Genomic DNA, 25,348 nt, shown 5'->3' with positions numbered 1-25,348 from the left:
TATGAATAATCATCAGGCACAAATCCTGGAGGCGCTCGAAGGGCGCCTCCAGTATCGTTTCCAGGATCGCGCCGGTCTTTTACGCGCGCTCACCCACCGTAGCGCCGTACCAGGCGATCAAGTGGCGCATGAGAGCTATCAGCGCCACGAGTTCCTGGGTGACCGCGTGCTGGCGCTGGTGGTGGCAGAAATGCTGTTCACCACCTATCCGAGGGAAGAGGAGGGCGACCTCGCCCGACGCCTCAATCAGTTGGTTCGCCGCGAGACATGTGCCGAGGTGGCGACAGATCTCGATCTTGGCTCGGTGTTAAGGCTCGGCGCTGGCGAGCGTCAGTCGGGTGGTCGCCGCAAGGAGGCGATCCTTGGCGACGTAGCCGAAGCAGTTATCGCGGCGATCTACCTCGATGGTGGCTTCGACGCGGCAAAGGATTTTGTCTTGCGCAACTGGAAACCTCGCATGGAAAGCCTCTCGGGCTCCCTGCGCGATTCCAAGACGCTGCTGCAAGAGTGGGCGCAGGGGCGCGGGCAAGGGCTTCCCAACTATACGATCGTCGAGCGTTCCGGGCCCGATCACGCCCCGACGTTCCGCGTCATCGTTACCATCGACGGTGAGTCCGCCGGTGAAGGGCAGGGCAAGTCGAAGCGCGACGCCGAACAAGCCGCCGCCGCTGAGGCGCTGGTCACGCGGGCAGGGTGAGTGAAACAACAGCCTGCGACGCCATCTCGAAATATCCCGCCACAACCCCGTCCAGAGATTTGGGGAAGGGCGTGCGCTTCGACCTCTACCTATTCTCTACTTAAGCGGCACAACCCGCCGTAGATCCGCTATCCAGTTCGAAAGGAATGACATAATCTTGGCCACCCTTCCGCCTCCGGAGAGAGACGCGATGACCGACGAATCCGCCATATCCGCTGACATGCCCACCCGCGCCGGCTTCGTTGCGCTGATCGGCGTTCCCAACGCCGGCAAATCGACGCTGCTCAACTGTCTGGTCGGGGCCAAGGTGTCGATCGTCAGCCACAAGGTGCAGACGACGCGCGCCATCATGCGCGGCATTGCCATGCACGGTTCGTCGCAGGTGGTCTTTGTCGACACGCCAGGCATTTTCGCACCCAAGCGCCGGCTCGACCGGGCGATGGTGGACACCGCCTGGTCCGGGGCTGCCGACGCCGACGTGATCTGTCTGCTGGTCGACGCCAAACGCGGTTTGGTGGAGGAGGTAACGCAGGTCGTCGATAAGCTCGGTGAGCTCCGGCATCCCAAGGTGCTGATCCTCAACAAGATCGACACGGTGAAGCGTGACAGCCTTCTGGCGCTTGCCGCCGACCTCAATGCTCGCGTTGGCTTTGAAGCTACCTTCATGGTTTCGGCCCTGAACGGTTCCGGTACCGCCGACCTTCTTGCGCATCTGGCGTCGCATGTGCCGGAAGGGCCGTGGCTCTATCCGGAGGACCAGCTCTCCGACCTGCCAATGCGCATGCTGGCTGCCGAGATAACCCGCGAGAAGGTGTTCCTGCGCCTCCACGACGAGCTGCCCTATTCCTCGACCGTTGAGACCGATCAGTGGAAGGACCAGAAGGACGGTTCCGCGCGCATCGAACAGACCATCTTCGTCGAACGCGAAAGCCAGAAGAAGATTGTACTCGGCAAGGGCGGTGAGACCGTAAAGGCCATCTCGATGGCCGCCCGCAAAGAGCTGACGGATATCCTGGAACGGCCGGTCCACCTGTTCATCTACGTCAAGGTGCGTGAGAACTGGGCCGATGATCCCGAGCGCTATCGCGAGATGGGGCTGAATTTCCCCAGGCACTGACGGCGGAGAGCAGGGCGCGCTGGTCGGGCCCTCGCTCACGCACTCACCTCCCTGCCGTCTGTCACGTTTGCCTCCTGTCTTGTGCTTGTCTTTAGCGGGGCCAAAGCTGCCCTGGAGCTGTCCGTACGGACAGTAAATCAGGGCATATCCCGGAGTTCTAGGTATAAACAGCCTGAGGTCTTTGTTTGGTACTTAGTTGACATCGGTGTCACAACCTGATTTCTTCTTACAACTGACAGCGATGTCGGCTGAGGCTGGAGGAGGTCTGGTTGGTTACGCTCAAGGACGTTGCCCGCGAGGCGGGTGTTTCGCCCAAGACGGTGTCGCGCGTCGTCAACGACGATCCTGCCGTCAACAGGCAAACGCGCGAGGCCGTCGCCGCGATTATCAGCCGTATGCATTACGTGCCGGACCACGCAGCCCGCATGATGCGCATGTCCCATTCGTCCGTGGTCGGTCTGATGACGGACGCCGTTGCCACCACGCCATATTCGGTGGACATCATTCGCGGGACGCAATCGGGGTTGAGAGAGCAGTCACGCACCATGCTGATTGCCAACACGGACGGCGATCCGGCGCAGGAGCGGGAATACTGGCAGGTGTTCCGGGCTCACAAGGTCGCGGGCGTGGTTTACGCCACCATGTATCATCGCCCCGTAGACGTTGGCGCGCCCGATTTCGAGCGCGGCATCGTCCTTGCCAACTGCTATTCCGCGCGGCGTAGCCATTCCTGTGTCGTCCCCGACGATGAAGGGGGCGGATACACGCAGGCCCGCCATCTGATCGAACTTGGCCATCGACGCATTGGTATTGTGTCGCTCAGCCCAGTCTTGCGCGCCACTGTTCTGCGGGGGGCCGGTTACCGCACCGCCTTTGCCGAAGGCGGTCTCGTCTACGATCCCTCGCTGGAGATTCCTGGATTTTTCACCCGGCCGGACGGTGGGGAGGATCTTGTCGCCTATGATGCGGCGCTCAACCTTCTGCGGCGTGCCGGCCGTCCGACCGCCATTATCTGCGGCAACGATCAGATCGCGGTGCAGGTTTACGCCGCGGCGGCCATGCTCGGCTTGTCGGTTCCCGAAGACGTCTCGGTGATGGGATTTGACGACATGACCGTCATCACCCGGACGCTGAAGCCGATGCTGACCTCGGTGGCGCTGCCATATTTCGAGATCGGCCGCACTGCCGTCGACATTCTCAGCAGGATCAATGGCGAAACCGAGGGAGTGGTTGTGCCACAGGTATTGGTGCCCTGTCCGCTGGTCGTTCGCCAGTCCTGCCGGCAGTTGGTTTAGCACTTTGCCGGGTCACGGGGTGGGCTGATTGGACTGACGGGCGGCCTCGACGATGCTGTCATGAAAAATCGTCTGTGCCGCTGCGACAGCCTCGCGCACGTCGGCCGTTGCCTTTGCCAAGGCTTCCGGATCGGGTGGGTTCGCGGCGGCTAGATCGAACATGCGCCCACGTGCTGCACGCAGCTTTGCGACTGCGTTTCTCAGTTCCCCGGCGTGGCCGATGAGCTCTTTGCGCACCAGACGGCCAAACTCCGGTTCGAACTGCCGTGTTGAAAGTTCGGCGAAGATGGTCCGTCCGACTCGATCGCCGGCGAGGCGGCTTACAGCGTAGACATTGCCGAGCAGCGACAGACAGAGCAGTCCGCTGACCAACAACAGAAGACGGCGAGTGGTCATGGCAGCTTTCCTTGGCTGTAGTCGTCACCAGTGATGATGGCAGCAAGGTCAAGGTCCTCGGCACGCCCAAAACCATTGTCGTAACCGGCCTTGAAACCGACAGAAGCAACCAGCAGGACGGCCAAGGCGCCGGCTGGAATAAGCGGCTGCCAACCACCCCACAGCCTTCGCCCGGCATGAGGTACTCGAGTTGCTGACATGACCCGTCCGACCAGGGCCGTGTCGAGCGTGGCCGTGGTCGCCGCGTGGACCGCGGTGTCAGCCGCGATCACATCATCGAGGAGCGCGCGGCTCTCCGCGTCGATGGCGAGCAGGCGCCTGGCCGCTTCGGCCTCCGCGATCGGCCAGCGGGTGAGATCTCCACCCCGGACCAGCAGTTTGTTCTCGAATTCAATCCGATCCATCGGTCGGTTCCTTCATTGCGACTCTGATGCTGCGCCGAGCACGGGCAATCAACTGTTCCGCCGCGGCACGCGATATACCGAGGAGTTCGGCTATATCCTCGGCCGAGCGCTCGCCCACCGTAGCCAGCATCAAAGCCATTCTCTGGCGCGGCGGCAGGGCGGCGATGACGGCGGAGACGTATCTGAGCGTCTCGACACCGGCGATGGTCCGCTCGGCTCCGATATCGGCCGACGGTAGGTCTTCTGCATCGTCGATAGGGCTCCATGGCCATCGAAACCGCTGTCGACGGATATCAATGCAGCGGTTGACGACGATGCGATAAAGCCAAGTGGACAGGGCCGCCTTCTCGGGATCGAAACGACCGGCGTGTCGCCAAAGCCGGATCAAGGCTTCCTGCACAGCGTCATCGGCTTCGCCGGCATCAAGGAACTGGCCGGCGATCGACCTCAGTTTCGGGCCATGGCGATCGATGACGCAGCGGAAGGCCCGCTCGTCTCCGGCCGCCACGGCCCGTACCAGTTCGGCGTCGGACTGCTCCAAGCCTTTCCCTCCAGGCTATTGCGCCATCAGCGCATGGCGCGCGCCGCCTCTATTCCAGCTTGGAACTCCTCTTTGGAAACCAGGCCGTCGCCGTCCTTGTCCACCCGGGCCGCACCGGCGCCCGGAGCACTCATGAACTCGTCCCGTGTCAGTTTGCCGTTGCCGTCGGTGTCGAGGGCTTCGAATCTGATCGCCATCGCGCCCTCCATAGCTTCAGTCTTGCGGAACATCCGGTTACCCGCCTCGGCCTGTTCGGCTGCCGTGATGAAGCCGTCATGGTTGATATCTAGCCGCTCGAACCGCTGGGCGCGGGCCTGACGCAGCTCAGCCGCATCAAGCTTGCCATCGCCGTTGGCGTCGAGGCGCGAAAAGGCAATATCGGCGAGGCGATCGCCAGCGAGGGCTGGCACCGAAAAGGCTGCGAGCCCGCTGGCGACGAGAAGTCTGATCAGTGGAACCATAGTCAACACTCCGCTTGGTTGGCGTCGGTCCTGTTACGTCGGCGCGTGCTGCGGCTGACGTTGCCTGCAAAGAAATCTGCGCCACCGAAGAAAAATAGATCTGAGCAGCGTCAGTCACCCTGCAAGGGCAACGTAACAGCGGCATCTCCGAAGTCTGGCATTCCAGTTCGTTCGGACATCTTGAGCAATGGAGACAATGCCCCATGCATCGCGCGCTAATGCCTATCGCCGCCGGCATCGCCTGCGTTCTGTTCGCCACAGCTGCCGACGCCCAAACCTCGGTTACGTCGGCCGCCCTCAACCTGCGGACTGGACCGGCCACGGGCTATCCGGCCATAGCGACCATTCCAGCACGGCAGGTGGTCAGCGTCTATGGTTGCACCGCCGGCCCGAGCTGGTGCGACATAGGCTGGGCTGGCTATCGGGGGTGGCTGGCCGCCGCCTATCTCGGGCCGGTGGCTGCCTATCCGGTGGTGGTCTATGACCCGGTTGTCTACCACAATGCCTATTATGCCGGTCAGCCCTATTACGGCGTCGGTCCCGGATTGACGCCGCGTATGGAGGCCCGTCGCGACGCGCGGATCGATTACCGTGTCCACCGGAGAATGGACCGACGCTGGGATCGTTGGGGTGCGGATTGAGCCATTGGCGACAAGAAGGCGGTAGGGCAGTGCCCTCCGCCTAATACTGTTTATCCATAATGAACAATATGGTTGCGAGTCCTTGGCTTGTGTCACGCTGGGAGGGCTTCTAGATTCAGGTCGAGTACGGCCGTATCAGATGTGGCCGAAGACGAGGCGGCCGGTCATGGCAACATGATCCGGTAAAAGTCCTCCGAAAGGATAGTTCGATCATGGCCGATCTCGGTCGCCACTTCGCCGATCTTCCAACGACACCGCGCATGCCGGCGCTGTTCGTCGGTCACGGCAGCCCGATGAATGCCATCGAGGATACGCCCTACAGTCGCGGGTGGCGTGAACTCGGCGCTCGCCTGCCTGTACCCAAGGCAATCCTCGTCGTTTCGGCTCATTGGATGACACGCGGCGTCACGCTGGTTCACGTCAGGGATCATCCCGTTACCATTCACGATTTCGGCGGCTTTCCGGATGAGCTGTTCGCCCAGCGCTATCCGGCACCGGGCGCACCCGGCTATGCCGAGGCGACCATCGATCTCGTGAAAAACCATCATATCGAGCCCGATGAGCGTTGGGGCCTCGACCACGGCGCTTGGTCTGTGCTGATCCATATGTTCCCGAAAGCCGATATCCCCGTGTTTCAGCTGTCGGTCGACCTCAGTCGGTCGCCTGAAGAGCATTTTGCGCTGGCCGAGGAACTAAAAGCCCTGCGCGAGCGGGGCGTGATGATCATCGGTTCGGGCAATCTCGTCCATAACCTTCGCGCGGTTGCCTGGGGTGGCGGACCGGCTTACGACTGGGCTGAAGAATTCGACGCGCGAATGGCCGAGGCGATCGAGAAGGGCGACTACAAGTCGGTCGTCGATGCGCCAAAGCTTGGTCGCATCGCACAACTATCGCATCCGACGTTCGAGCATTTCTTTCCGGCTCTTTACCCGTTGGCCGTCGCCGACAAGGCCGATGAACTCAGCTTCTTCAACGAGGGCATCGATCTCGGCTCGATCTCCATGCGCTCTTTCATGCTGGCTTGACGCAGCAGCCCGCGACGAATGAGGATAGGTCATGCAGGAGGGAAGGGCATGACCGACGGCCTATTGCGCATTGCTCTGGCACAAGTGTCAGCCGGCGGTGACATTGAGGCTATCATTGGCCGGGCGGCAGGCGAGGGCGCCGACATCGTCGTCTTCCCTGAAATGTATTCCAACGGCTACACACCCTTCGATCCTGCGAGCCAAGCCGACCGAGCTGCTTGGATCGACGCTGCCAAGCCGCTCGATAGCGGTTTCGTCGATCGGTTCCGCTCCGCTGCCCACCGGCACGGTGTTGCCGTCGTGGCAACATTGCTCGAGCGCGCTACGCCTAAGCCATTCAACGCGGCTTTGTTGATTGATGCCGTGGGCGACATCGTTCTCCACCAGCGCAAGCGCCACATCTGTTTTTTTGGCGCACCGGAGGAGGCCTGCGCCGCCGGCGACCGTTCGGCAGTGGTTCGTCTCTCAACAAAGGCTGGCAAGGTCTCTGTCGGCATCATGATCTGCATGGACCGCGAATACTCCGATGTAGCGGATGATCTCGTCCGACAGGGCGCCGAGGTAGTCCTCGTTCCCAACAGCTGCCTGCTTCATGACGAGCCCGAAATCGGCGACGTGCGGCTGTGCGGCATACGTGCCACGGCCTTCGAAACCGTCATGGCAATCGCTGTCGCCAATTACCCGATACCCAAGGATGACGGGCATTCCGTTATCGTTGGTCCCCTCGGCCGGATCGTCGCCATGGGCGGCGCGGCGCCAGACCTCATCGTTGGCGACATCGACCTTGAAGCACTGCGGCGTCTCCAGAAAAGCGAATGGTTCCGGCGAGCTGCTCCTTATCGCTGAACCCATGGGGGCAAGGAAATTGGGGCGCTTTGCCAGAGAGGGCATTCAAACCTCCAAAAGCGCCACGCCGGACGATTTCAGAGGGAGTAGCAGCTCGTCCGCAAGGCCCGATACCGTCACGAGAGTGCCAACATCCGTAAGCGGCATGATCTGGTAGGGCGATGCCGCTCCCAACTTGTCAGGCGTCGCCAGAACAATCGTTTCCGCCGATTGTCGGGCGATGAGGCGCTTGATCGCCGCCTCTTCCCGGTCGCCTGTCGTGATACCTGTGTCCGGATGCACGCCGGTTGCCCCCATGAAGAACAGGTCGGCGCGAATCCGAGAGATTGCTTCCGCGCTCGTCGTCCCGACGGCGACGATGGAATGCTTGAAAAGCCGCCCACCGATGAGTTCGACCTCTACAGAGGGATGGCGGACGAGTTCCACCGCGATGCTCGGGCTGTGGGTTACGATAATCGCCTTGAGATCGCAGGGAAGGTGACGGGCCAGTTGCACGTTCGTGGTGCCGCCGTCGACAAAAACGATCTGGCCGGGCTGGATCATTTGGGCTGCGGCTTGTCCGAGCTTGGCTTTCACGGATGATCCGAGCTGCTCGCGAGAGCCGAAATCAGCGATAGCCGGGGAGGCGGGCAGAGCTCCACCGTGCACCCTTTGCAACAGACCTTCGCCGGCAAGTTCTCGCAAATCACGACGAATTGTGTCCTCGGAGAGGCCGAGTTTTTGGCTGAATTCCTTCGCCACGAGACGGCCTTCTTGTCTCAAAACCTGCTGAATCAATGCCTTACGTTCGGATGTGAGCATATCGGCCTCATTTGCACGAAATTTCTTGACATTGCACGATATTGCACGAAAACTAAGTGCATATCCAGAGCAGGATATGGGCATCAAAGGCTGAGGTTATCATCTTGAGCATTGCCGATCGGGTTCGTGTGGAGAATGTCACAGTTCTCTCCAATGACTGGTACGTCCTGAAGAAGACGACGTTTTCCTTCCAGCGCAGCGATGGAAGCTGGCAGCGCCAGTCGCGTGAGACCTACGATCGGGGAAACGGTGCGACCATCCTTCTTTACGATCCGAAGCGTCGTACGGTGATCCTCACCCGCCAGTTTCGCTACCCGGCCTTTGTCAACGGACATGATGATCTGTTGATCGAAGCGTCGGCAGGGCTCCTTGACGATGCCGAGCCAGAGACCCGCATTCGCGCTGAGACGGAAGAGGAAACGGGCTTTCGCGTGCGCCATGTGCGTCAGGTCTTCGATGCTTTCATGAGTCCAGGTTCGGTAACGGAGAGACTGCATTTCTTCGTGGGCGAATACGAGCCCGGTGACAGGGCGTCGTCTGGCGGGGGCAACGCAGCCGAGGGCGAGGACATCGCCGTTCTGGAAATTGGAATTGACGAGGCCCTGGCAATGATCGGTTCGGGTGTGATCCGCGATGGCAAAACCATCATGCTGCTGCAGCACGCAGCTCTCAATATTTTCTCCGACCAGCGCTGAAGAGGGATGGTGCGTCATGCTGATACTGATCGCCGGTCCATATAGATCCGGAACCGGTGACGATCCTCAGAGAATGGCGGATAATCTACGCCGCCTCGAGGAAGCCTCCTGGCCGCTTTTCAGGGCCGGACACATACCGGTCATCGGTGAATGGATCGCACTTCCTGTCTGGCGTTCGGCTGGCGGAACAGAGCTCGGTGACGAACTCTACGACCAGATTTTCTATCCGACGGCCGATCGTCTTCTACAGCGCTGTGACGCGGTCCTCCGGCTTCCAGGAGACTCCAAAGGGGCCGATAATGACGTTCGCTTGGCAAAAGAGCGAGGATTGCCTGTCTATCATCGGCTCCAGGACGTGCCGGGGATGGAGGGGGACCAGGCTGGGCTTTAGGCCCGGCTCCCAGATCCATGATTCGCATAATAGATATTATGGAACCTAATTACGCAGGCAAAAGCAGGCTGGCGGGGTCAATTGGCCAGCGCTGCTTCACTCTGTAGGCTCGGAGCAAGGCGCGCCATCACTACGACATCACGATACTCATTGCCGAAACGCGCTGCCGCTCGCATCACGCCCTCGCGGACAAATCCACGCGTCTCATAGAGCGCTATCGCCCGACGATTGTCGGAAAAAACCGTGAGTTCGATCCGTTGGAAATCCAGTCGCTCGGCAGCGGCAACGGTCATATCGAGCAAAGCCTTGCCGATGCCTTTGCCGCGAAACTCAGGCAGCAACCCTATGCCTAACGTGCCGACATGAGCCTCGATTTCGAAGGAATGGCGGCAGACGTCGCACCAGCCGATCAATTCGCCATCGACGACGGCCCCCAGATGGGGATTTCCGGCAGCGAGACTCTCACGAAGGAAATCCACGGTCCTGTCCATCGATGGCGCATCGAGAAAGCGCAAATAGCGACGTTCGCGCGCCACAACGCCGACCAGCCGGTTGAAATCAACGGCGTCGTCGATCGATATGGAGCGAACGAGGATATCTCCGCCAGCCATGGCTAACTCATATAAATAAGCTATTTCAATAGATTATTCGGGTTTCCTGAGTTATGCAAGGACAGAACAGCATTTGCGGAGAAACACATGGCACACACCACCCGGCCCCTCGTTTTGATCTGTGCCGTTGCTCTGATTGTACAGGCGGGCGTCCTTTACGCCATGGGGCAGCCGCCGATCTGCGCTTGTGGAACGGTACGGCTTTGGGTCGGTGCCGTGCTCAGCCCGGAAAACTCGCAGCAACTCACCGATTGGTACACGCCATCGCACGTCATCCATGGCATGCTGTTCTTCGCACTAGGCCGCCTGCTTTTCCGCGGCCGGTGGTCGCCGGTCCTGGCCGTCGCCCTCGCGCTCGGCATCGAGATTGCCTGGGAACTCATCGAGAATTCTCCGCCGGTAATCGCCCGCTATCGCGAGCAGGCCCTGGCGCAAGGCTATTCCGGCGACAGCGTTCTGAACTCCCTCTGCGATACCCTCGCCATGCTGGCCGGTTTCTGTTTGGCTGCCCGACTGCCGGTTCGCGCCAGCATAGCCTTGGCGCTTGCTGCCGAACTGTTCACCGGCCTGATGATCCGGGACAACCTGACGCTCAACGTCATCCAACTGATCGTCCCAAGCAAAAACATCTCCGCCTGGCAAGCCGAAGGCGGTCTCTATGGCGCATCCACGAAACAATGACCCCTTCCTGCCTCATAGCGCGCCGGGAAACACGTCTGACAGGACGGCCAAGGCTTCGTCCCAACGATGGATACGCGGATAGCCACTCACAAGCGCGTTGTGAGGCGACGAGAAGACGATGCCCTGCCCAGCGAACCGCTTGAAGTGCCGGGCATTGTCATCGATCAGGCAATCGGCGGATATGATGCTTTTATCGCCGCAGAAAACGATATTGAGCGGCTCGACGAACGGAAAATGCCGCCGCAGCCAAAGGAACTTCGGGCCGAGTGAATTGGGAAACTCCATGGCGGCGGAGGTAACGAACAGCTCGTAGCGGGCTGCGATTTCCGACAGCGCTGCTTGGCTCCCCTCGATCACTGGCAGATTTGCGAAGAAGGCGCCGTCGTGCATGGCGGTCCTGAGTGCCTCGGCCGTATCCAGTTCGAGGACATCGAAGATCTGCCGACCATGAAGGGCTTCGGTGCTCCATCGTGCTCCATGACGATGGCGCAGCCAGTTCAGCATGGCGCCATAAGTGTCGGCGATGACTTCGTCCATGTCGACGGCAACGCGGATACGTTTCACGGTCCTCTCTCCCAAGGCAACTTCAGAGATGAATCGAATCAAACTATGTCTGGTCGGCCCGGACATGCAAGTTCGGCTTAAAGTTTGGTCCGCGATGTTCTATTGAGCGGCCACAGGCGGCCGCCCCGCGGTCCCATTCGTCAAGGAGGCACCGATGGCCCTCGACCGCATTCTCGCCGAAGCCTTTATTCCTGAACTGCCCAACTACTACAAAGGCAAGGTGCGCGAGAATTACGATCTGCCGGACGGCAGTCGCATCATCATTGCCACGGACCGCATCAGTGCCTTCGATCGGGTGCTAGCGGCTATTCCCTTCAAGGGACAGGTGCTGACCCAGACCGCGCGCTTCTGGTTCGACGCGACCGCCGATATCTGCCCCAACCATGTCGTCGCTTATCCCGACCCCAACGTGGTGATCGGTCGCCGGCTCGACATTTTGCCGGTCGAAGTGATCGTGCGCGGCTATCTCGCAGGTACCACCAGCACGTCGGTCCTGACCAAATACCGGACCGGCGAGCGGAGAATGTATGGGCTGACGCTGCCTGATGGCCTCTACGATAATGAAAAGCTGCCCTCCCCGATCCTTACCCCGACCAGCAAAGCTTTCGACGGCGGTCACGACGAGCCGCTGAGCGGCGAGGAGATCCTGGCAAACAAGCTGCTGACGCCCGAGCAATGGGCCACGGTGTCGGACTACGCCCTGAAACTTTACGCGCGCGGTGCCGAGATCGCCGCGCAGCATGGACTCATTCTGGCTGACACCAAATATGAGTTTGGCCTGGATGGTGGCGGGACGATCGTGCTCGCGGACGAGATTCACACCCCCGATTCAAGCCGTTATTGGATCGCGGCCTCCTATGCCGATGATTTCGCGGCTGGTCGGCGTCCCAAGAGTTTCGACAAGGACTTCATACGCGCCTGGGTCGGGGCGCGTTGCGACCCCTACAAGGATCCCATTCCCCAGATTCCAGAAAGCATGATCGCCGAGACCTCGAAGGTTTATATCGACGCGTTCGAAGCGATTACCGCAGGGATTTTCACGCCGGATCTCGCGGGGACGACACCGCTCGAGCGGGTGCGGGCAAATCTCGCCCCCTATTTCGGCCGCTGACGCAACGGGCCGGCTTGCGAACGGTTGCAGGTCGGCAACGTCCTGTGAACCACTTCCGGTTTATGCTACTGGTAAAGCTGGCATAAACGGGTCATGAAGTCGTACTGACACTGGGGCTTGGGCAGAATCATGGGGCAGATCGCCGGCGGAGCCGTTCCGTTCGATGATAATCCGGGATTGAAGAACGCGCTCGACAAGCTAGAACGTTTGACGTCCGTGCTGCGCAAACCCGAGCCGCCGGACTGCCTGAACGCCAACAATCCCGTGCATGCCCTGCTGGCAACCACCGAGGCTGCCTTCGCTCCCGCACCGATGGAGCTCGAAGCGCCTGTTGCTGCCGGCCGAAGGCCGAAAGCGGCGATCGCCGTCGCGCCGACGCTTTTGTCGATGAAGCAAGCCTCGACCATGACGACGCTATCGGTGTCGTCCATCAAGCGCATGATGGCTGCCGGCACTTTTCCGAAGCCGGTTAGGCTTGGCGAAAGCCGCATCGCCTTTGTGGATGCCGAAATTCATGCCTGGGTGCGCGCCCGCATAGCCGAGCGCGGCTAATTCACGCCTCTCGGACCTCCTGAGACACTGCATTTGCGGTGTTGCGGACCAACTCGGCCAACGATTCGTAGCGCTCTGGCGTGATCTGATGCGCTTGGCCAACGGTCGCCACAGCGGCCACCACGCGATTGCGGCCATCGAACACCGGCGCGGCGATGCAGGACGTATCGTCAAAGGTCTCGCGATCATCGAGTGCCCAACCGCGCTCGCGCACGACGTCGAGCTCCCGCGCCATGGCATCCGGTGAGGCGATGGAGCGCGGTGTCGCCTTGATCCAGTCCAGATCCGCGAACAACCGCTTTCGGTCCACCTCATCGAGGAAAGCCAGGAGTGCCTTGCCTGTTGCCACTCGGTTCAGGGGGGAGCGCCGTCCCTCACTGCCCGCGCTACGAGCGCCGCCATTGGGACTGGCACTGGCGATAACCACCGCATCCCGCCCCTCGAAAGTGGCTATTTCGCAAGGAAGGCCGGACTGGCCGGCCAGCATTTCCAGATGCCTGAGCGACAGGCTGTCGATAGTGCGCTGCCGTATGCCGAGGATACCGAGTTCGCATATCTTCGTGCCTAACATAAAGCCGCCATCGACCCGAACTTGCAGGGCGCCAACGTCAGTCAGGGCTTTGAGCAGCTGATGGGTTGTGCTTTTGGGAAGATCAAGGGTCTTCTGAATGGCCGAAAAGGGCAATCTGCCGCGACGTCCAACCAAATCGAGAATCAGTATTGCTTTTCGCAGTGCCGGAACGGCAACCGCGCGACGCGACGTGGTTGCCTCTTTGCCATTTTCACGGACCATTGCCCGCCCTCATCGAATTGTCATCGGTGACAACTTTTACGACGCCCCGCAAAACCAGCCATCCGTGGCGACACGTGGATATGTACAAAAAATCGCATTCGTTGCAGTACAATGATCAGGGCATGCCGGAAATTCGCTTGCACCCATGAACGACTCCTTGCACAACCCCTTCACTCGGCGGGTCGTTTTATAGCTGACTTGCCTTATCCTCCCTGCGAGGAATTTTGCCTTTAAGGCGGAATCATCGGCCATTCCCCGGAGCTGTACATGCCAAGCCATCCCGACGCGTCCGGAGCGGCGCCGTTGCCGTCGCCCGGAAACTCGGAAAGGGCGTTGCTCGCGATGCTGCTGGTCTTCGCCTCGACGATCTTTTTTGCCGGCGGCGACGTCGGCGCTAAATTAATGAAGGAAACGGCGCCCGCCCAGTTGGCCACGTGGTTTCGCTATTTCATCTTCTTTCTCGTGGCGTTTCCCTGGGCGATGTCCTCTAGCGGACTCAAGGCCTTCCGCCCGGCGAGCTATCGGCTGCAGATCGGACGCGGCCTTGCGGCTGTGGCCTCAACCAGCTTCTTCATCCTCGGCCTAGCCTACCTCGATGTTCCCTCCAACACGGCAATCCACTTCATCTCGCCGATCATCGTCATGGTGCTTTCGATTTTCGTGCTGGGAGAAATGGTGGGAATCCGTCGCTGGCTCGCGGCAGCGGTCGGATTTGCCGGCGTACTGCTGATCGTTCGCCCCGGTACCGACGGGTTCCAGCTCGCGGCTCTTTTGCCGCTGGGATCGGCGACGGCCTGGGCGCTGGGAGCGCTGTTTACACGTCTGATGAAGAACGAGCCGACAGAGGTTACCTTCATGTGGACGGGAATCGTCGGCTTAAGCGTGTCGACACTGCTGGTACTGCCGGTGTTCCACGTTCCAACCGGCCGCGAGCTCGTCTATGGCATTGGTGGCTCGTTGAGCTTCACGCTGGCGCACATGTTGTTCATCTCGGGCCTGAAACTGGCGCCATTGTCGCTGCTGGCGCCCATTACCTACGTGCAGTTGGTATCGGCCGGGATTCTGTCCTATCTGTTCTTCGGAGATTTCCCGAGCTATTATACGCTAATAGGGTCGGCAATGATTGCTGGCTCAGGCCTCTATTCGGCCCACCGCGAGCGGATCCGGCGGATAACACCCGCCATGCCGGCGCCCCCCGTGCAGTAACGGTTGGCGCCGTCATCTCGGACGGAACCACAAGCCGCAATTTTCGTTTGTTGTAGGCGGCGCTGGCGGACTTTTGTTCTCCGGTGCTTTTAGAGTCTGTCGAGCGATAGGAGAACACCCCATGAAGAGATCTTCCATCATTTGGATCGTTATCGCCGTCATCGTCGTGATTGGCGCAATCGTCTACTTCTCGGGCAATAAGAAAGTCACGCCGCCGCCGCCGCCCGCGACATCGTCGGCACCCGCCGCCCCATCCACGCCTGCGCCTGCCAAACCCGCGCCGGCTGCTCCTGCGACGCCGGCTCCTGCAACGCCTTCAACTCCGGCTGCTCCGGCAACGCCGCCTGCGACGGCCCCGTAAGGCATCGGGCTTCCGCACTTCGGTTGGCAACTCTTGTCCGGCCCGGGTGATGTTGCTTCAAAAAAACGATCGGCGCCTCTCATGGGCGCCGATTTTGTATTTTGAAGGATAGCAGCTCAGAGCTTTAGGTCGAACACGGCGGTACGCGGAGTACCCCCCGTCCCTTCCCAGGCTTCGATCATCGCTTGCATGCGCATGGCGAATTCCTGGCTGTCCTGAACGACCGCTGTATTGGCAGGCGAGTCGGAGGTTTGATCCTCAGTCTTGCTCTCATCCGAAACGAATACCTCAAAGCCGGATACCTGGTCGAGCGAACTGGCCTTGATGGTATTGGCCTTGGTCAGCGCATTGGCTGACGCCGATCCACTACCCTGCCCTGAAGACTTGTCAGTCGACGTATCGACGGCGTTTTTATCTGTCTTCTCAGCGACCTTAACGGCCTTCTCGGCACTCAAATCGGTTGTCGTCGACTGTTTCTGCTCGGTCGGCGTTTTCGGCACCGGCGAGGTCACACCGGTGAGTACCGGTTTTACACTCCCGATATCCATGATCTATCCTTTCGAGCCGGATAGTGAATGATCCGGATCATCAAAGGAAGTGTACGCCCGGGGACCTGAAAGGAGCGTTTTTGCCATCGTTAAATTTTTAACGATGTACACGATCGTCGGGGCGTTTGTTGGTGAGCGGCCGCCTCTGCCCCGAGACGGCGCGACTAAAGCAGATGAGGTATTAACAGCTCCTCAATGCCTAGCAAAAACAACACCTTTCACGGCGCAGGATGAATAAACGGCCAGGGTGAGGCCTCGCTATCGCGCGGCACCGCGACGTGGATCAACACCGTTTCATTGGCCTCCAGAGCCAGCGGAAGCACAGCGGCCAAGTCTGATTGCGAGATGACAGAATACGCCTTGATGCCGAAGGCCTCGGCTAGTTTCGAGAAGTCGGGGTTGCGGAGTTCGGAGGCGATGAAGCGCCCTTCGAAGCGGGTTCGCTGATCGCGGCGGACATTGCCGTAGGCACCGTTGTCGAACACCACGACGACGACGCCGATGCCTTCCTGCGCCGCGGTCGCCAGCTCCTGCACGCCGAACATGAAGCCGCCGTCGCCACAGACAGCCACCACTTTGCTGTCGGGATTGGCGACCTTGACACCGAGCGCCGTCGGAAAGCCATAGCCAAGCGTCCCTTGGTAGCCTTCACTGACGTAGGTGCGCGGCTGCCGAGCGTCCCACGCGAAATAGGAGGCAAAGCCAACCTGACAAAGCTCGGTCAGGAAGAAGCCATCGTCCGGCAGCGCCGCTCGAATCGTCCGGAGATAATCGACTTCAGGCTGTACCTTGACGATCTCGGATTCCACGGCCGCCTTGGCGGCAGCGATCTCCTCATCAATGGCGGCGCCATCGCGCTTGGATACCGCTATAGGCGACTTGCCGATTGCCTCGATCAGCGCGCGAACGCCAGCCTTCGCATCAGCGACCACCGGCACGTCCGCCTTCAGACGCACCATTTCCTCAGGATCGACATCGATGCGGACAAGCTTACGCCCACCGGGAAGACGTTCGTGGTAGGTCATCATGCCGGCCCAGCGCATGGTCGGCAGCTCCAGCCGCGTGCCGATGCCGATTACCACGTCGGTTTCCTGATAAAGGCGGTGGGCGACAGCTGACGACAGGCCGAGCGGCTCGCTCTCGGCGAGAATGCCGCGGCCGCCGCGCAACGCCGTCACCGGCGCGTTGAGCAGGGTGGCAAGCGCCCTCACCTCTTCCGCCGCGTGCTGGGCGCCGCTGCCGGTCATGATCATCGGCCGACGAGCCGTCGCGAGAAGCTGTGCCGCCGCTTCGATTGCCGCCGCGTCAGGCTCTGGCGATGAAGGAATGGCAGCGGCGTCAAGAGGGGCGACCACCGATGTCTCCGCCATGCTGTCCCACGCCATTTCAAGCGCGACCGGTCCCGGCCGACCGGCCAGCATCTGCCGAAACGCCTCGTTGACGAGCGCAGGCGCATCTTCGACCCGCTCTATGCGGGCCGACCATTTGGTCATCCGCCGAAGGAGTCCGAGTTGGTCGGGGATTTCGTGCAGGTGGCCGCGCCCCCTCCCCTCGAAGGTCGAGGGAATGTTGCCGGTGATCAGCAGTACCGGCGCGCAACAGCCGAGCGCAGTGATGAGCGCCGCCCCCGCGTTGAGCACGCCAGGCCCCGGAACCACCGAAAATATGCCGGGCCTGCCAGTGGAGCGGGCATAGCCGAATGCCATGTAGCCCGACGCCTGTTCGTGGCGGGCGCTGTAAGTGCGGATACGATCCGCCGATAATGCCAGCGCATCGAACAGCGGGTAGGTCTGCGCGCCCGGCAGGCCGAATACGGTGTCGACGCCATTGGCAATAAGCGCGTCAACAATCGCGCGACCGCCGGAGACGGCGTCACGGACTTGCAGCATGATGTCCTCCCAAAGGATCGGTCAGGTCAGTCGACCGGATATCCCACAGCCTTGAGTGCCGACACGAAAGCGGGAATGTCACGGACATGAAGACCCGCAACATTGATACGACCCGAGCCGGCCATGTAGACGGCGTGGTCCTTGCGCAGCGACAGAACCTGTTCAGGGCTTAGCGCCAGCGTCGAGAACATACCGGTCTGCGTCTCATGCGCCTTCAACCCCGGGCCGGCGGCAGCCAGAGCCGCTCGCACGCCGCGGACACGGGCACCCATGCGATCGATTTCCTCGCGCCAGACGCGCGTCAGCTCGGCATCCTCAAGGATGGTACGAACGATGGCCGCGCCATGGTCCGGCGGCATCGACCAGGACACCCGGCTGAAGGCCGCCAAATTGGACATCACCACCGACGCGGCCTTCTCATTGCGCGCCTTGACGTAGAGAGCGCCGACGCGCTCGCGGTAAAGACCGAAATTCTTGTCGCAGGAATAGGCGACCATGACTTCGTCGAGGTTATCCGTCAGCAGGCGTACGCCATAGGCGTCACCCTCAAGGCCCTTGCCAAGACCGTGATAGGCAAAATCGATCAGCGGCACGACACCGGTTTCCTGCAACGCCTTCAGGACCGTCTGCCAGTCACCCGGCTCCAGTTCGCCACCGGTCGGGTTGTGGCAGCAGCCATGCAGCAACACGACATCGCCCGCTGACGCCCCCTCGATCGCCGCGACCAGCGAAGCAACGTTCACCTTCTGCGTCTTCACATCAAAATAAGGATGCGGCACTGCCTTGAGGCGGGTGGCGTTGAGGATCTGCAGATGGTTCGGCCAAGTGGGCGCACCGTAGAGGATCTTCGCGTCGGGGCGCGCCAGCGCAACAAGATCGGCGGCAAGCCGTACAGCACCGGTACCGCCGGGCGTCTGAATGCCGGCGACACGGGCGCCCGGATCCTTGCCGAAGACGATCGGCTTCAGAAGGTCGGTGTAGGCGGGGTCGCCTTCCGGTCCGAGATAAGCCTTGGTGGTCCGTGTTTCGAGCAGCATCTTCTCGGCTGCCTTTACCGCGGCCATGATTGGCGTGACGCCACTGTCGTCGCGATAGACGCCGACGCCGAGGTCGAGCTTCTGGGAGCGAGGGTCGGCGCGGTAGAGTCCGATGAGGGCAAGAAGGGCATCGGCAGGCTGTTCGGGCAAGGTATCAAACATTTGGAGCGCTTCCGGGTGGCGGTGAATAACCTCACCTTAATGGGCTTCTGCGGAAATTTCTCTGCAATTTCCGGAATGGCAATTGCCCGCAGTGAAGATTTTCAGCATGATGCGGCCCGCTTGCGCATGTTTCTTGCGTGGTTGTTTTTTCGGAGTTGCGCGCCTTGGAAGAACTGGATGTCTTCGACTTACGCCTTCTCGCCGCCATCCAGGCCAAGGGGGATATGACCCAGGCGGAGTTGTCTGAGATAGTTCATCTCTCGCCCACCCAATGCGCCCGTCGCCTGCAACGCCTCCGGGCCGATGGTTACGTCCGCGATATCGTCGCCATCCTCGATCCCGAGCGTCTTGGCATCAATATTATCGCCCACACGCTGGTCGGCCTGCGCAACCACGACGATGAGACGGGCAAAGCTTTCCGAGCTTTTGTCGACACGGCCGACGAGGTGGTGGAGTGTTGGTCACAGACCGGCGACGCTGACTATCTTCTGAAAGTCATGGTCAGGGATCTCGGAGAACTTGCCAGTTTGATCGAGCGGCTGATCACTGCCGTCGGGGGATTCGCTTCGCTCCGCTCCTTCGTGGCGCTGAAGGCCATCAAGCGGACAACGGCGGTGCCGATCCGGGTGTAACGGGTACCACAGGTCCTCTTCTACGTCGAAGAGACGAGAAGGACGTGTGAGCAGCCTTTCGCCGGCACCAAAAGAATTGCCGCATTCCACCGATCAGTTCCGTTTTTCTTTGAAATCACCGACCATCGTGAGAACGGCTGTCATGTCAGGCTCGCTGACATAGGAGGCCGAACGCCGCCCCATGTTCCATTGCGAGCGCCACCGTTCCGACTCGCCTTCGCAAAATTTCATCGGTACTTTCGTTTTTTATTCATTTGCTTTCGTAATTTTGCTAGCGTCGCCTTCACGTGAAAGCTAGCCGTTGGAAGCGGCGGTGACCCGGAGAGTGGCGATGGCGGACGTGGATATCCTGGTCATCGGTGGCGGCATCAACGGCTGTGGCATCGCCCGCGATGCAGTGGGGCGCGGTTACTCGGTGCTATTGGCCGAGATGGGGGATCTTGCATCCGGTACGTCCTCTGCGTCGACGAAGCTTATTCACGGCGGCCTCCGCTACCTTGAGCACTACGAGTTCCGTCTCGTCCGTGAGGCTCTGACGGAACGGGAAATCCTCTGGGCCATGGCGCCGCATATTATCTGGCCGCTGCGCTTCGTCCTGCCGCATCATGCCGGCCTCAGGCCCGCGTGGTTGCTGCGGCTCGGCCTTTTTCTTTACGATCACCTCGGCGGCCGGAAGAGGCTGCCGGCCACCCGGGCGCTTGATCTTCGCGTCGACGCCGCGGGAAGAGCACTGAAGACCGGCTATCGCAAAGGGTTCGAATATTCCGACTGCTGGGTGCAGGATGCTCGCCTCGTGGCACTCAATGCCATCGACGCCGCTGCTCGTGGCACCACCATTGTCACTCGCACTCGCGTGACGAGAGCCGTCCGCGTCGGCGACCACTGGGCTGTGACACTCACCGACACGGAAACCGGCGCCGTTCGCACCGTCACCGCTCGTCTCGTCGTCAACGCCGCCGGACCGTGGATCGATGAAGTGCTGCGCTCCGCCGCCGATATGCCGGAGGCGCATAATGTTCGTCTCGTGCAGGGCTCGCACATCATCGTTCCGAAACTCTATGACCATGACCGCGCCTACATCTTCCAAAACGCGGACGGCCGCATCGTCTTCGCCATTCCTTACGAGCGCGATTTCACTCTGATTGGCACCACGGACCGCGATTATTCCGGCGATCCGGCGGACGTCCGGATCACCGGCGAGGAGACGACCTATCTCGCGGCATCCGCCTCGGAGTATTTCGAAAAGCAGATTACCGTCTCCGACGTCGTCTGGACCTATTCCGGCATTCGTCCGCTCTACAACGACGGGGCTTCGAAGGCGCAGGAGGCGACGCGCGATTACGTGCTGAAGCTTGCAGGCGAAAAAGCCGAGCCGAAGATGCTCAACGTGTTTGGTGGCAAAATCACCACCTATCGCCGTCTTGCTGAGAGCGCGCTGGAGCTCATCGAACAAACGATCGGCGCACGAGGCGCGCCTTGGACCAAGGGTGCGATACTGCCTGGCGGAGATATTCCTGCCGGAGGCCTCGAGGCTTACCAGACGCGTCTTGTCGCGGCTCGTCCTGGCATCGATCCGGGGCTGATCGGACGGTTGGCCCATACCTATGGCACCCGGACGGAAGCAATTCTTGCTGGCGCCACCATTACCGCCGACCTCGGACGCGACTTTGGCGCTGGCCTGACGGAAGCCGAGGTGCGCTATCTGGTTAAAGAGGAATGGGCGAAAAACGCCGACGACATACTGTGGAGACGCACCAAGCTGGGGCTCCGCGTGCCGAAAGAGGCAGTTGCCGACATAGATGTCTTCATCGCCGGCCTGCGCTGAGCCAGTGGAGGCTTTGGAACGGCGCTTGCGCTGCCCTAGCGAACAACTAAAACTCAAGCAAAACCAAGGGACGGGAGGAGACCGACCATGGCCGAATTTGTACTCGCGATCGATCAGGGTACCACGTCGACGCGGGCCATCGTTTTCGACGAGGAGTATCGCGTCAAAGGCGTGGGAAAACAGGAGTTTCCTCAGCATTTTCCGGATTCCGGTTGGGTTGAGCATGAGCCGGAGGATATCTGGCATACCACGCTGGAGACCATGCAATACGCCCTCGCCCGCGCCGCCGTGTCGCCACAGGACATCGCGGCCATCGGGATTACCAATCAGCGCGAGACGACGCTGATCTGGGACCGCGACACTGGCAAACCCATCCACCGTGCCATCGTCTGGCAAGACCGTCGGACGTCCGATCGCTGTGCCGCGTTGAGGGCCGACGGCGCTGAAGACATGGTGCGCGAAAAGACCGGACTGCTGCTCGATCCCTATTTTTCCGGCACCAAGATCGCCTGGCTGCTCGACAACGTGGAGGGTGCGCGCAAAGCCGCCGAGGCAGGCCGCCTCGCGTTCGGCACCGTCGACAGCTTTCTGCTTTGGCGACTCACGGGCGGCCGGGTGCATGCGACGGACGCGACCAACGCTTCACGCACCCTCCTCTACAACATCGCCTCCGGAGAATGGGACGACGACCTCCTGCGCCTTTTTGGCGTGCCGCGCGCCCTGTTGCCAGACGTGCGCGATAGCGCCGCAGACTTCGGTGAAACCGACCCCGATCTGTTCGGCGTCGCCATCCCCATTCGAGGCATCGCCGGCGACCAGCATGCCGCGACTGTCGGCCAGTCCTGCTTTTCACCGGGAATGCTCAAGTCCACCTACGGAACCGGTTGCTTCGCTTTGCTCAACACCGGCACCGAGATCGTTCGTTCGTCCAATCGGCTCCTGTCGACCATCGCCTACCGCCTCGATGGTAAGGTGACCTACGCGCTGGAAGGCTCGATCTTCATGGCGGGCGCTACCGTGCAGTGGTTGCGCGACGGCCTGCGCTTTTTCGAACGATCGGATCAGGCCGGGGCTTTGGCCGACCACGCCGATCCCAGCCAGAACGTCTATCTCGTGCCTGCCTTCACCGGCCTTGGCGCCCCGTGGTGGGACGCGGAAGCACGCGGCGCTCTTTATGGGATGACGCGCAACACCGGGCCGGCCGAGATTGCCCGCGCCGCACTGGAAGCGGTTTGCTACCAGACGCACGATCTGCTCGAGGCGATGCGCCGCGACTGGACAGGGGCATCGCAAACGGTGCTGCGTGTCGATGGCGGCATGGTCGCGAGTGACTGGACCATGCAGCGCCTCGCCGACCTCCTGAACGCGCCGGTCGACCGTCCGTTGGTGTTGGAGACCACCGCCCTCGGCGCCGCCTGGCTGGCCGGTCACAAGGCGGGCGTGTGGCCGGACATGCAAGGTTTTTCCGCCAGTTGGAAGCGCAATCGTCGCTTCATGCCCCAGATGGACGACGACATCCGGCAACGAAAGCTCGCAGGGTGGGCCGACGCCGTCAGGAGAACGTTGACCACCTGAAAGCACACCGGCCCGCCACCTCCAATACAGGCGACATGGCGGGCCGGATAGCGTCGGCCACGGTGCTTTGGTCCGTCGACTACCCAATCCCTGTTCAATTTCCGCATAGTATTTTCGCGGAGATAAAGATGGGACTGATTGTCAACACGATCGACGAGAAGGATGTTTCTTTCAGTCGAAACAAAATTACCGAGCTTCAACTTACCCTGACTGAAAAGGGTGATCACTTCCACCTAGTTTTGATCCAAATCATCGCCGAGGCTAGCCTAAAGGCTAATCATGATTGCATTGGACAGTATGAATATGGAGGTGTGAATGATCGACAAATCGTCCTCCAAGGCAGGCGGAGACGCCTGTGGCTGTGATCAGGAACCGGAACTCATGCGTCGCATGGCGATGACGCTCGATTCCGATCAGGTCCTGCAGGGCATCGAGCGCAAGTTGGCTGCCGATCGATGCCACGAATGCACCGAACTCGACGCCTGCAAGGTCTGGCTCGATATCACAGCGATCCGTGGTGCCGTGCACCCGCCGAAGTTCTGCCGTAACGCCGATCTCTTCGAAGAAATTAGCAACGACGCAGCTTCGTCGTCCTTCTGACCGCTTGGCTTCTCGGAGCGAGATCAGGCGGCATCGGCCTCGCCGTTTTCGTCGTCGTCGACTGAAACTGTTAGGGAGGCAAAGCTGTCGGAGACTTCGACCGGCTTGTCGGTGCGCGTAGCCAGACCGGATTTCGCGCGCTCGAGCGACTTCAGCGCAAACTCGCGGAATTGCTTCACCGGGATCGGCGGCGAGTAGATATATCCCTGCGCCTGGACGACGCCGATCGATTTGAGGTGTTCCACCTGATCTGGACGCTCGACGCCTTCGGCAACAATGCCCAGGCCGAGCTGATGTCCAAGCTCGACCAAAGTGTCGACGATCGTCTGTGAGGAATGATCGGTACCGATGTGGTCGATGAACATCTTGTCGATCTTGATGATATCGACGCCAAGCTTCTGTAGGTAGGCAAGACCGCCGTGCCCGGTGCCGACATCGTCGAGGGCGACCGAGGCGCCAAGCGCCTGGATGCGGCCGATGATGGCGCGTGACAGCGTGAGGTCCTTAAGCGGATGCTGCTCGGTTACCTCAAAGCAGAGCTGCTCATAGCGGATCTTCGAATTGCCGTAGATCCGCTTGATGTCGTCCATGATCTCCAGGTCGTTGAAATGCATGGCCGTAAGATTGATGGCCAGCTTGAGCCCGGGATTCTTGTCGTAGATGTCGGAAACGTCGGCTACCGTTTGAGTCATGAGCTGACGCGTTATGTCGCGAATGGCGCCTGTCGCCTCGGCGTAGGCCAAGAACTGGCCAGGCGGTACCATGGTGCCATCTGGCCGCAGCCAACGAACCAGCACCTCGGCACCGCGAATTTCTCCGGTCATCAAGTCAAACACCGGCTGGTAGTAGGGGAAGAATTCATGGTTATCGACGGCGCGCGAGAAGCTGTCGCCCTCGGACTGGCGCCACATGGACCAGGTGACGATGATAAAGACGCCTAGCCCGGCCATCGTAGACAGAATAATGGTGATGGTACGAAGACCGGCAATCGATTTCTGGGCCGCCGTTTGGTCGACCGCCACTCGAACCTTGATCGGATAGCGCTCGGAAGAGACCACAGATACCAGCGCGGCCGACTTGTCGCTCTCCGTCCACTTGCCGGCGAATTTGCTCCACTCGGACCCGTCGTCGAGATAGACGGAGGCGGTGCTTGAGTCTTCGAAATAGCTGGCGCCAGCATCGATATCGAGTGCGCGCGATGCGAGGCGGGCTACGAGACGCGACTGGTCGTCGACTCGCAACGTGACGACGGCTTGCCGTCTGTCCTTTCCATCGCTCAACACCGACAACATGACCGACGGATCGCCTTTCTCGGCCACCGGCAACCGAGCAGGTGCCGCGAGGGCACCCATCGGTTCGCCACAAATCAGCGTACCGGCTTCGTCGGTCAGTCCGATCTGTACGATGAACTCCGAGTTGAAGGCCGCCATTCCAAAAGTGGTTCGATCGGCAAGACTACAGCTCACGCGGCCGCTGACCCTGAGGTCGGCGAGCACTCTCAATGCTTCGGCGACGGTCGTCTCGGCACGCGTCAGATAGCGCGCCGCCATGGAATCAGCCTCGGCCTGTCCGGTTGAAATGGCATGTTGGAAAAGAACGTAGTCGGCGGCGGCGATCGGAACGGTTGTCACAACCGCCGACAGGGCAAGGAGCCGGAGCCATTTCAACCACCTGAGCTTCACGTCGCATCCATTCCGGTCTTCGATCCGCTACTTGGCACCCACATGTCTTGCACACGGGAACAGATGCCGTCTTTCGATCATTCATCTTTGTTTGGGCTGGATGAACAAATGGTTTCCCAAACGCCGCGCCCTCATCTTTCTTTGAAACCGACAGATTGCACGCTTCATCAATAAAATAGGCCAGAGGCATGGCTTGTGCGCTGACCGTC

The 25,348-nt window shown here is 60.7% G+C and carries 28 protein-coding genes and 1 pseudogene; 16 read left to right on the top strand and 13 right to left on the bottom strand.

Annotated features, from left to right (window positions below; genetic code table 11):
* Position 1 precedes the first annotated feature (1 nt).
* The 3 genes from rnc to AB6N07_RS16925 all read left to right on the top strand — a co-directional run bounded on the left by rnc (position 2) and on the right by AB6N07_RS16925 (position 3,109).
* Entirely contained in the window at positions 2 to 697 is a 696-nt protein-coding gene (gene rnc / locus AB6N07_RS16935; protein ID WP_370674240.1) for a ribonuclease III, read from the top strand.
* 190 nt (positions 698 to 887) lie between these two features.
* Complete coding sequence (era, locus tag AB6N07_RS16930; protein WP_370674239.1) at positions 888 to 1,814, top strand: GTPase Era; 927 nt, start codon at positions 888 to 890, stop codon at positions 1,812 to 1,814.
* A gap of 269 nt (positions 1,815 to 2,083) precedes the next feature.
* On the top strand, positions 2,084 to 3,109 hold the full coding sequence (locus tag AB6N07_RS16925) for a LacI family DNA-binding transcriptional regulator (protein ID WP_370674238.1): 1,026 nt from the start codon (positions 2,084 to 2,086) through the stop codon (positions 3,107 to 3,109).
* 12 nt (positions 3,110 to 3,121) lie between these two features.
* Here AB6N07_RS16925 and AB6N07_RS16920 read toward each other — a convergent pair whose 3' ends face one another.
* Genes AB6N07_RS16920 through AB6N07_RS16905 form a run of 4 tightly spaced genes read right to left on the bottom strand, consistent with a single transcriptional unit; the run spans position 3,122 to position 4,911 of the window.
* Complete coding sequence (locus tag AB6N07_RS16920) at positions 3,122 to 3,505, bottom strand: periplasmic heavy metal sensor (RefSeq protein ID WP_370674237.1); 384 nt, start codon at positions 3,503 to 3,505, stop codon at positions 3,122 to 3,124.
* Positions 3,502 to 3,909 (bottom strand): hypothetical protein, encoded by a 408-nt coding sequence (locus AB6N07_RS16915; protein ID WP_370674236.1) that lies wholly within the window; start codon positions 3,907 to 3,909, stop codon positions 3,502 to 3,504. The genes AB6N07_RS16920 and AB6N07_RS16915 overlap by 4 nt, the downstream gene beginning before the upstream one ends.
* Positions 3,896 to 4,450, bottom strand: coding sequence for an RNA polymerase sigma factor (locus tag AB6N07_RS16910; RefSeq protein WP_370674235.1), 555 nt, complete (start codon positions 4,448 to 4,450; stop codon positions 3,896 to 3,898). The genes AB6N07_RS16915 and AB6N07_RS16910 overlap by 14 nt, the downstream gene beginning before the upstream one ends.
* 26 nt (positions 4,451 to 4,476) lie before the next feature.
* Positions 4,477 to 4,911, bottom strand: coding sequence for an EF-hand domain-containing protein (locus tag AB6N07_RS16905; protein ID WP_370674234.1), 435 nt, complete (start codon positions 4,909 to 4,911; stop codon positions 4,477 to 4,479).
* Between the two features lie 203 nt (positions 4,912 to 5,114).
* On the opposite strand from AB6N07_RS16905, the gene AB6N07_RS16900 reads away from it, so the two are divergent.
* The 3 genes from AB6N07_RS16900 (at position 5,115) to AB6N07_RS16890 (ending at position 7,423) form a co-directional block, all read left to right on the top strand.
* The gene (locus AB6N07_RS16900; protein WP_370674233.1) at positions 5,115 to 5,552 is read left to right on the top strand and encodes an SH3 domain-containing protein; all 438 of its coding nucleotides are present in this window, start codon (positions 5,115 to 5,117) and stop codon (positions 5,550 to 5,552) included.
* A 212-nt stretch (positions 5,553 to 5,764) separates the two neighbouring features.
* The gene (gene ygiD / locus AB6N07_RS16895) at positions 5,765 to 6,577 is read left to right on the top strand and encodes a 4,5-DOPA dioxygenase extradiol (RefSeq protein ID WP_370674232.1); all 813 of its coding nucleotides are present in this window, start codon (positions 5,765 to 5,767) and stop codon (positions 6,575 to 6,577) included.
* A gap of 48 nt (positions 6,578 to 6,625) precedes the next feature.
* Positions 6,626 to 7,423, top strand: a complete 798-nt coding sequence (locus AB6N07_RS16890; RefSeq protein ID WP_370674231.1) for a carbon-nitrogen hydrolase family protein — start codon at positions 6,626 to 6,628, stop codon at positions 7,421 to 7,423.
* Positions 7,424 to 7,468: 45 nt separating this feature from the next.
* Here AB6N07_RS16890 and AB6N07_RS16885 read toward each other — a convergent pair whose 3' ends face one another.
* Positions 7,469 to 8,224 carry a DeoR/GlpR family DNA-binding transcription regulator gene (locus AB6N07_RS16885; protein ID WP_370674230.1) on the bottom strand — a complete coding sequence of 252 codons (756 nt, stop codon included), beginning with the start codon at positions 8,222 to 8,224 and terminating at the stop codon, positions 7,469 to 7,471.
* Positions 8,225 to 8,328: 104 nt separating this feature from the next.
* On the opposite strand from AB6N07_RS16885, the gene AB6N07_RS16880 reads away from it, so the two are divergent.
* Together AB6N07_RS16880 and AB6N07_RS16875 are read left to right on the top strand one after the other, a co-directional pair.
* Positions 8,329 to 8,919, top strand: coding sequence for an NUDIX domain-containing protein (locus AB6N07_RS16880; protein WP_370674229.1), 591 nt, complete (start codon positions 8,329 to 8,331; stop codon positions 8,917 to 8,919).
* Positions 8,920 to 8,935: 16 nt separating this feature from the next.
* Positions 8,936 to 9,310, top strand: a complete 375-nt coding sequence (locus tag AB6N07_RS16875) for a DUF4406 domain-containing protein (RefSeq protein ID WP_370674228.1) — start codon at positions 8,936 to 8,938, stop codon at positions 9,308 to 9,310.
* Positions 9,311 to 9,387: 77 nt separating this feature from the next.
* Here the strand turns inward: AB6N07_RS16875 and AB6N07_RS16870 are convergent, their stop codons facing one another.
* Positions 9,388 to 9,921: an N-acetyltransferase family protein gene (locus tag AB6N07_RS16870; protein ID WP_370674227.1), complete on the bottom strand. Its 534-nt coding sequence runs from the start codon at positions 9,919 to 9,921 to the stop codon at positions 9,388 to 9,390.
* A gap of 87 nt (positions 9,922 to 10,008) precedes the next feature.
* Here AB6N07_RS16870 and AB6N07_RS16865 point away from each other — a divergent pair, with 87 nt between their 5' ends.
* Positions 10,009 to 10,602, top strand: coding sequence for a DUF2585 family protein (locus tag AB6N07_RS16865; RefSeq protein WP_370674226.1), 594 nt, complete (start codon positions 10,009 to 10,011; stop codon positions 10,600 to 10,602).
* Positions 10,603 to 10,614: 12 nt separating this feature from the next.
* Here AB6N07_RS16865 and AB6N07_RS16860 read toward each other — a convergent pair whose 3' ends face one another.
* Entirely contained in the window at positions 10,615 to 11,166 is a 552-nt protein-coding gene (locus tag AB6N07_RS16860; protein ID WP_370674225.1) for a hypothetical protein, read from the bottom strand.
* A 154-nt stretch (positions 11,167 to 11,320) separates the two neighbouring features.
* On the opposite strand from AB6N07_RS16860, the gene AB6N07_RS16855 reads away from it, so the two are divergent.
* Together AB6N07_RS16855 and AB6N07_RS16850 are read left to right on the top strand one after the other, a co-directional pair.
* Entirely contained in the window at positions 11,321 to 12,277 is a 957-nt protein-coding gene (locus tag AB6N07_RS16855) for a phosphoribosylaminoimidazolesuccinocarboxamide synthase (protein WP_370674224.1), read from the top strand.
* A 129-nt stretch (positions 12,278 to 12,406) separates the two neighbouring features.
* A complete protein-coding gene (locus AB6N07_RS16850) occupies positions 12,407 to 12,829 on the top strand; it encodes a helix-turn-helix transcriptional regulator (RefSeq protein ID WP_370674223.1) in 423 nt (140 codons plus the stop codon).
* A gap of 1 nt (position 12,830) precedes the next feature.
* On the opposite strand, the gene AB6N07_RS16845 is transcribed toward AB6N07_RS16850, so the two are convergent.
* The gene (locus tag AB6N07_RS16845) at positions 12,831 to 13,400 is read right to left on the bottom strand and encodes an IclR family transcriptional regulator (RefSeq protein WP_370678266.1); all 570 of its coding nucleotides are present in this window, start codon (positions 13,398 to 13,400) and stop codon (positions 12,831 to 12,833) included.
* 33 nt (positions 13,401 to 13,433) lie between these two features.
* Positions 13,434 to 13,622 (bottom strand): annotated as a pseudogene (locus tag AB6N07_RS16840) (helix-turn-helix domain-containing protein); the annotation flags it as partial.
* Between the two features lie 267 nt (positions 13,623 to 13,889).
* Here AB6N07_RS16840 and AB6N07_RS16835 point away from each other — a divergent pair.
* A complete protein-coding gene (locus AB6N07_RS16835) occupies positions 13,890 to 14,828 on the top strand; it encodes a DMT family transporter (RefSeq protein ID WP_370674222.1) in 939 nt (312 codons plus the stop codon).
* 477 nt (positions 14,829 to 15,305) lie between these two features.
* Here the strand turns inward: AB6N07_RS16835 and AB6N07_RS16830 are convergent, their stop codons facing one another.
* The 3 genes from AB6N07_RS16830 to AB6N07_RS16820 form a co-directional block, all read right to left on the bottom strand.
* The gene (locus AB6N07_RS16830) at positions 15,306 to 15,737 is read right to left on the bottom strand and encodes a hypothetical protein (RefSeq protein WP_370674221.1); all 432 of its coding nucleotides are present in this window, start codon (positions 15,735 to 15,737) and stop codon (positions 15,306 to 15,308) included.
* Positions 15,738 to 15,955: 218 nt separating this feature from the next.
* Entirely contained in the window at positions 15,956 to 17,626 is a 1,671-nt protein-coding gene (locus tag AB6N07_RS16825; protein ID WP_370674220.1) for a thiamine pyrophosphate-dependent enzyme, read from the bottom strand.
* A gap of 26 nt (positions 17,627 to 17,652) precedes the next feature.
* Entirely contained in the window at positions 17,653 to 18,825 is a 1,173-nt protein-coding gene (locus AB6N07_RS16820) for an amino acid aminotransferase (RefSeq protein WP_370674219.1), read from the bottom strand.
* A 164-nt stretch (positions 18,826 to 18,989) separates the two neighbouring features.
* Here AB6N07_RS16820 and AB6N07_RS16815 point away from each other — a divergent pair, with 164 nt between their 5' ends.
* From AB6N07_RS16815 to AB6N07_RS16800, 4 genes are all read left to right on the top strand, one after another.
* On the top strand, positions 18,990 to 19,457 hold the full coding sequence (locus tag AB6N07_RS16815; RefSeq protein ID WP_370674218.1) for an Lrp/AsnC family transcriptional regulator: 468 nt from the start codon (positions 18,990 to 18,992) through the stop codon (positions 19,455 to 19,457).
* Between the two features lie 331 nt (positions 19,458 to 19,788).
* On the top strand, positions 19,789 to 21,282 hold the full coding sequence (gene glpD / locus AB6N07_RS16810; RefSeq protein WP_370674217.1) for a glycerol-3-phosphate dehydrogenase: 1,494 nt from the start codon (positions 19,789 to 19,791) through the stop codon (positions 21,280 to 21,282).
* An 87-nt stretch (positions 21,283 to 21,369) separates the two neighbouring features.
* Positions 21,370 to 22,857 (top strand): glycerol kinase GlpK, encoded by a 1,488-nt coding sequence (gene glpK, locus AB6N07_RS16805; RefSeq protein ID WP_370674216.1) that lies wholly within the window; start codon positions 21,370 to 21,372, stop codon positions 22,855 to 22,857.
* A gap of 315 nt (positions 22,858 to 23,172) precedes the next feature.
* A complete protein-coding gene (locus tag AB6N07_RS16800) occupies positions 23,173 to 23,457 on the top strand; it encodes a DUF6455 family protein (RefSeq protein WP_370674215.1) in 285 nt (94 codons plus the stop codon).
* A gap of 23 nt (positions 23,458 to 23,480) precedes the next feature.
* On the opposite strand, the gene AB6N07_RS16795 is transcribed toward AB6N07_RS16800, so the two are convergent.
* On the bottom strand, positions 23,481 to 25,139 hold the full coding sequence (locus tag AB6N07_RS16795; RefSeq protein WP_370674214.1) for an EAL domain-containing protein: 1,659 nt from the start codon (positions 25,137 to 25,139) through the stop codon (positions 23,481 to 23,483).
* Positions 25,140 to 25,348 lie beyond the last annotated feature (209 nt).

This window comes from Pleomorphomonas sp. PLEO, assembly GCF_041320595.1.
Taxonomy (GTDB): Bacteria; Pseudomonadota; Alphaproteobacteria; order Rhizobiales; family Pleomorphomonadaceae; genus Pleomorphomonas.
Note: the sequence above shows the minus strand (reverse complement) of the source record. Positions and strands in the feature narration are given on the sequence as shown.

Excerpts from the sequence above, each read along its gene's own strand:
- rnc (WP_370674240.1), top strand. The coding sequence starts at position 2 with ATGAATAATCATCAGGCACAAATCCTGGAGGCGCTCGAAGGGCGCCTC.
- era (WP_370674239.1), top strand. The coding sequence starts at position 888 with ATGACCGACGAATCCGCCATATCCGCTGACATGCCCACCCGCGCCGGC.
- AB6N07_RS16920 (WP_370674237.1), bottom strand. The coding sequence starts at position 3,505 with ATGACCACTCGCCGTCTTCTGTTGTTGGTCAGCGGACTGCTCTGTCTG.
- AB6N07_RS16915 (WP_370674236.1), bottom strand. The coding sequence starts at position 3,909 with ATGGATCGGATTGAATTCGAGAACAAACTGCTGGTCCGGGGTGGAGAT.
- AB6N07_RS16905 (WP_370674234.1), bottom strand. The coding sequence starts at position 4,911 with ATGGTTCCACTGATCAGACTTCTCGTCGCCAGCGGGCTCGCAGCCTTT.
- AB6N07_RS16900 (WP_370674233.1), top strand. The coding sequence starts at position 5,115 with ATGCATCGCGCGCTAATGCCTATCGCCGCCGGCATCGCCTGCGTTCTG.
- ygiD (WP_370674232.1), top strand. The coding sequence starts at position 5,765 with ATGGCCGATCTCGGTCGCCACTTCGCCGATCTTCCAACGACACCGCGC.
- AB6N07_RS16890 (WP_370674231.1), top strand. The coding sequence starts at position 6,626 with ATGACCGACGGCCTATTGCGCATTGCTCTGGCACAAGTGTCAGCCGGC.
- AB6N07_RS16885 (WP_370674230.1), bottom strand. The coding sequence starts at position 8,224 with ATGCTCACATCCGAACGTAAGGCATTGATTCAGCAGGTTTTGAGACAA.
- AB6N07_RS16875 (WP_370674228.1), top strand. The coding sequence starts at position 8,936 with ATGCTGATACTGATCGCCGGTCCATATAGATCCGGAACCGGTGACGAT.
- AB6N07_RS16870 (WP_370674227.1), bottom strand. The coding sequence starts at position 9,921 with ATGGCTGGCGGAGATATCCTCGTTCGCTCCATATCGATCGACGACGCC.
- AB6N07_RS16865 (WP_370674226.1), top strand. The coding sequence starts at position 10,009 with ATGGCACACACCACCCGGCCCCTCGTTTTGATCTGTGCCGTTGCTCTG.
- AB6N07_RS16855 (WP_370674224.1), top strand. The coding sequence starts at position 11,321 with ATGGCCCTCGACCGCATTCTCGCCGAAGCCTTTATTCCTGAACTGCCC.
- AB6N07_RS16850 (WP_370674223.1), top strand. The coding sequence starts at position 12,407 with ATGGGGCAGATCGCCGGCGGAGCCGTTCCGTTCGATGATAATCCGGGA.
- AB6N07_RS16845 (WP_370678266.1), bottom strand. The coding sequence starts at position 13,400 with ATGTTAGGCACGAAGATATGCGAACTCGGTATCCTCGGCATACGGCAG.
- AB6N07_RS16835 (WP_370674222.1), top strand. The coding sequence starts at position 13,890 with ATGCCAAGCCATCCCGACGCGTCCGGAGCGGCGCCGTTGCCGTCGCCC.
- AB6N07_RS16830 (WP_370674221.1), bottom strand. The coding sequence starts at position 15,737 with ATGGATATCGGGAGTGTAAAACCGGTACTCACCGGTGTGACCTCGCCG.
- AB6N07_RS16825 (WP_370674220.1), bottom strand. The coding sequence starts at position 17,626 with ATGCTGCAAGTCCGTGACGCCGTCTCCGGCGGTCGCGCGATTGTTGAC.
- AB6N07_RS16820 (WP_370674219.1), bottom strand. The coding sequence starts at position 18,825 with ATGTTTGATACCTTGCCCGAACAGCCTGCCGATGCCCTTCTTGCCCTC.
- glpD (WP_370674217.1), top strand. The coding sequence starts at position 19,789 with ATGGCGGACGTGGATATCCTGGTCATCGGTGGCGGCATCAACGGCTGT.
- glpK (WP_370674216.1), top strand. The coding sequence starts at position 21,370 with ATGGCCGAATTTGTACTCGCGATCGATCAGGGTACCACGTCGACGCGG.
- AB6N07_RS16800 (WP_370674215.1), top strand. The coding sequence starts at position 23,173 with ATGATCGACAAATCGTCCTCCAAGGCAGGCGGAGACGCCTGTGGCTGT.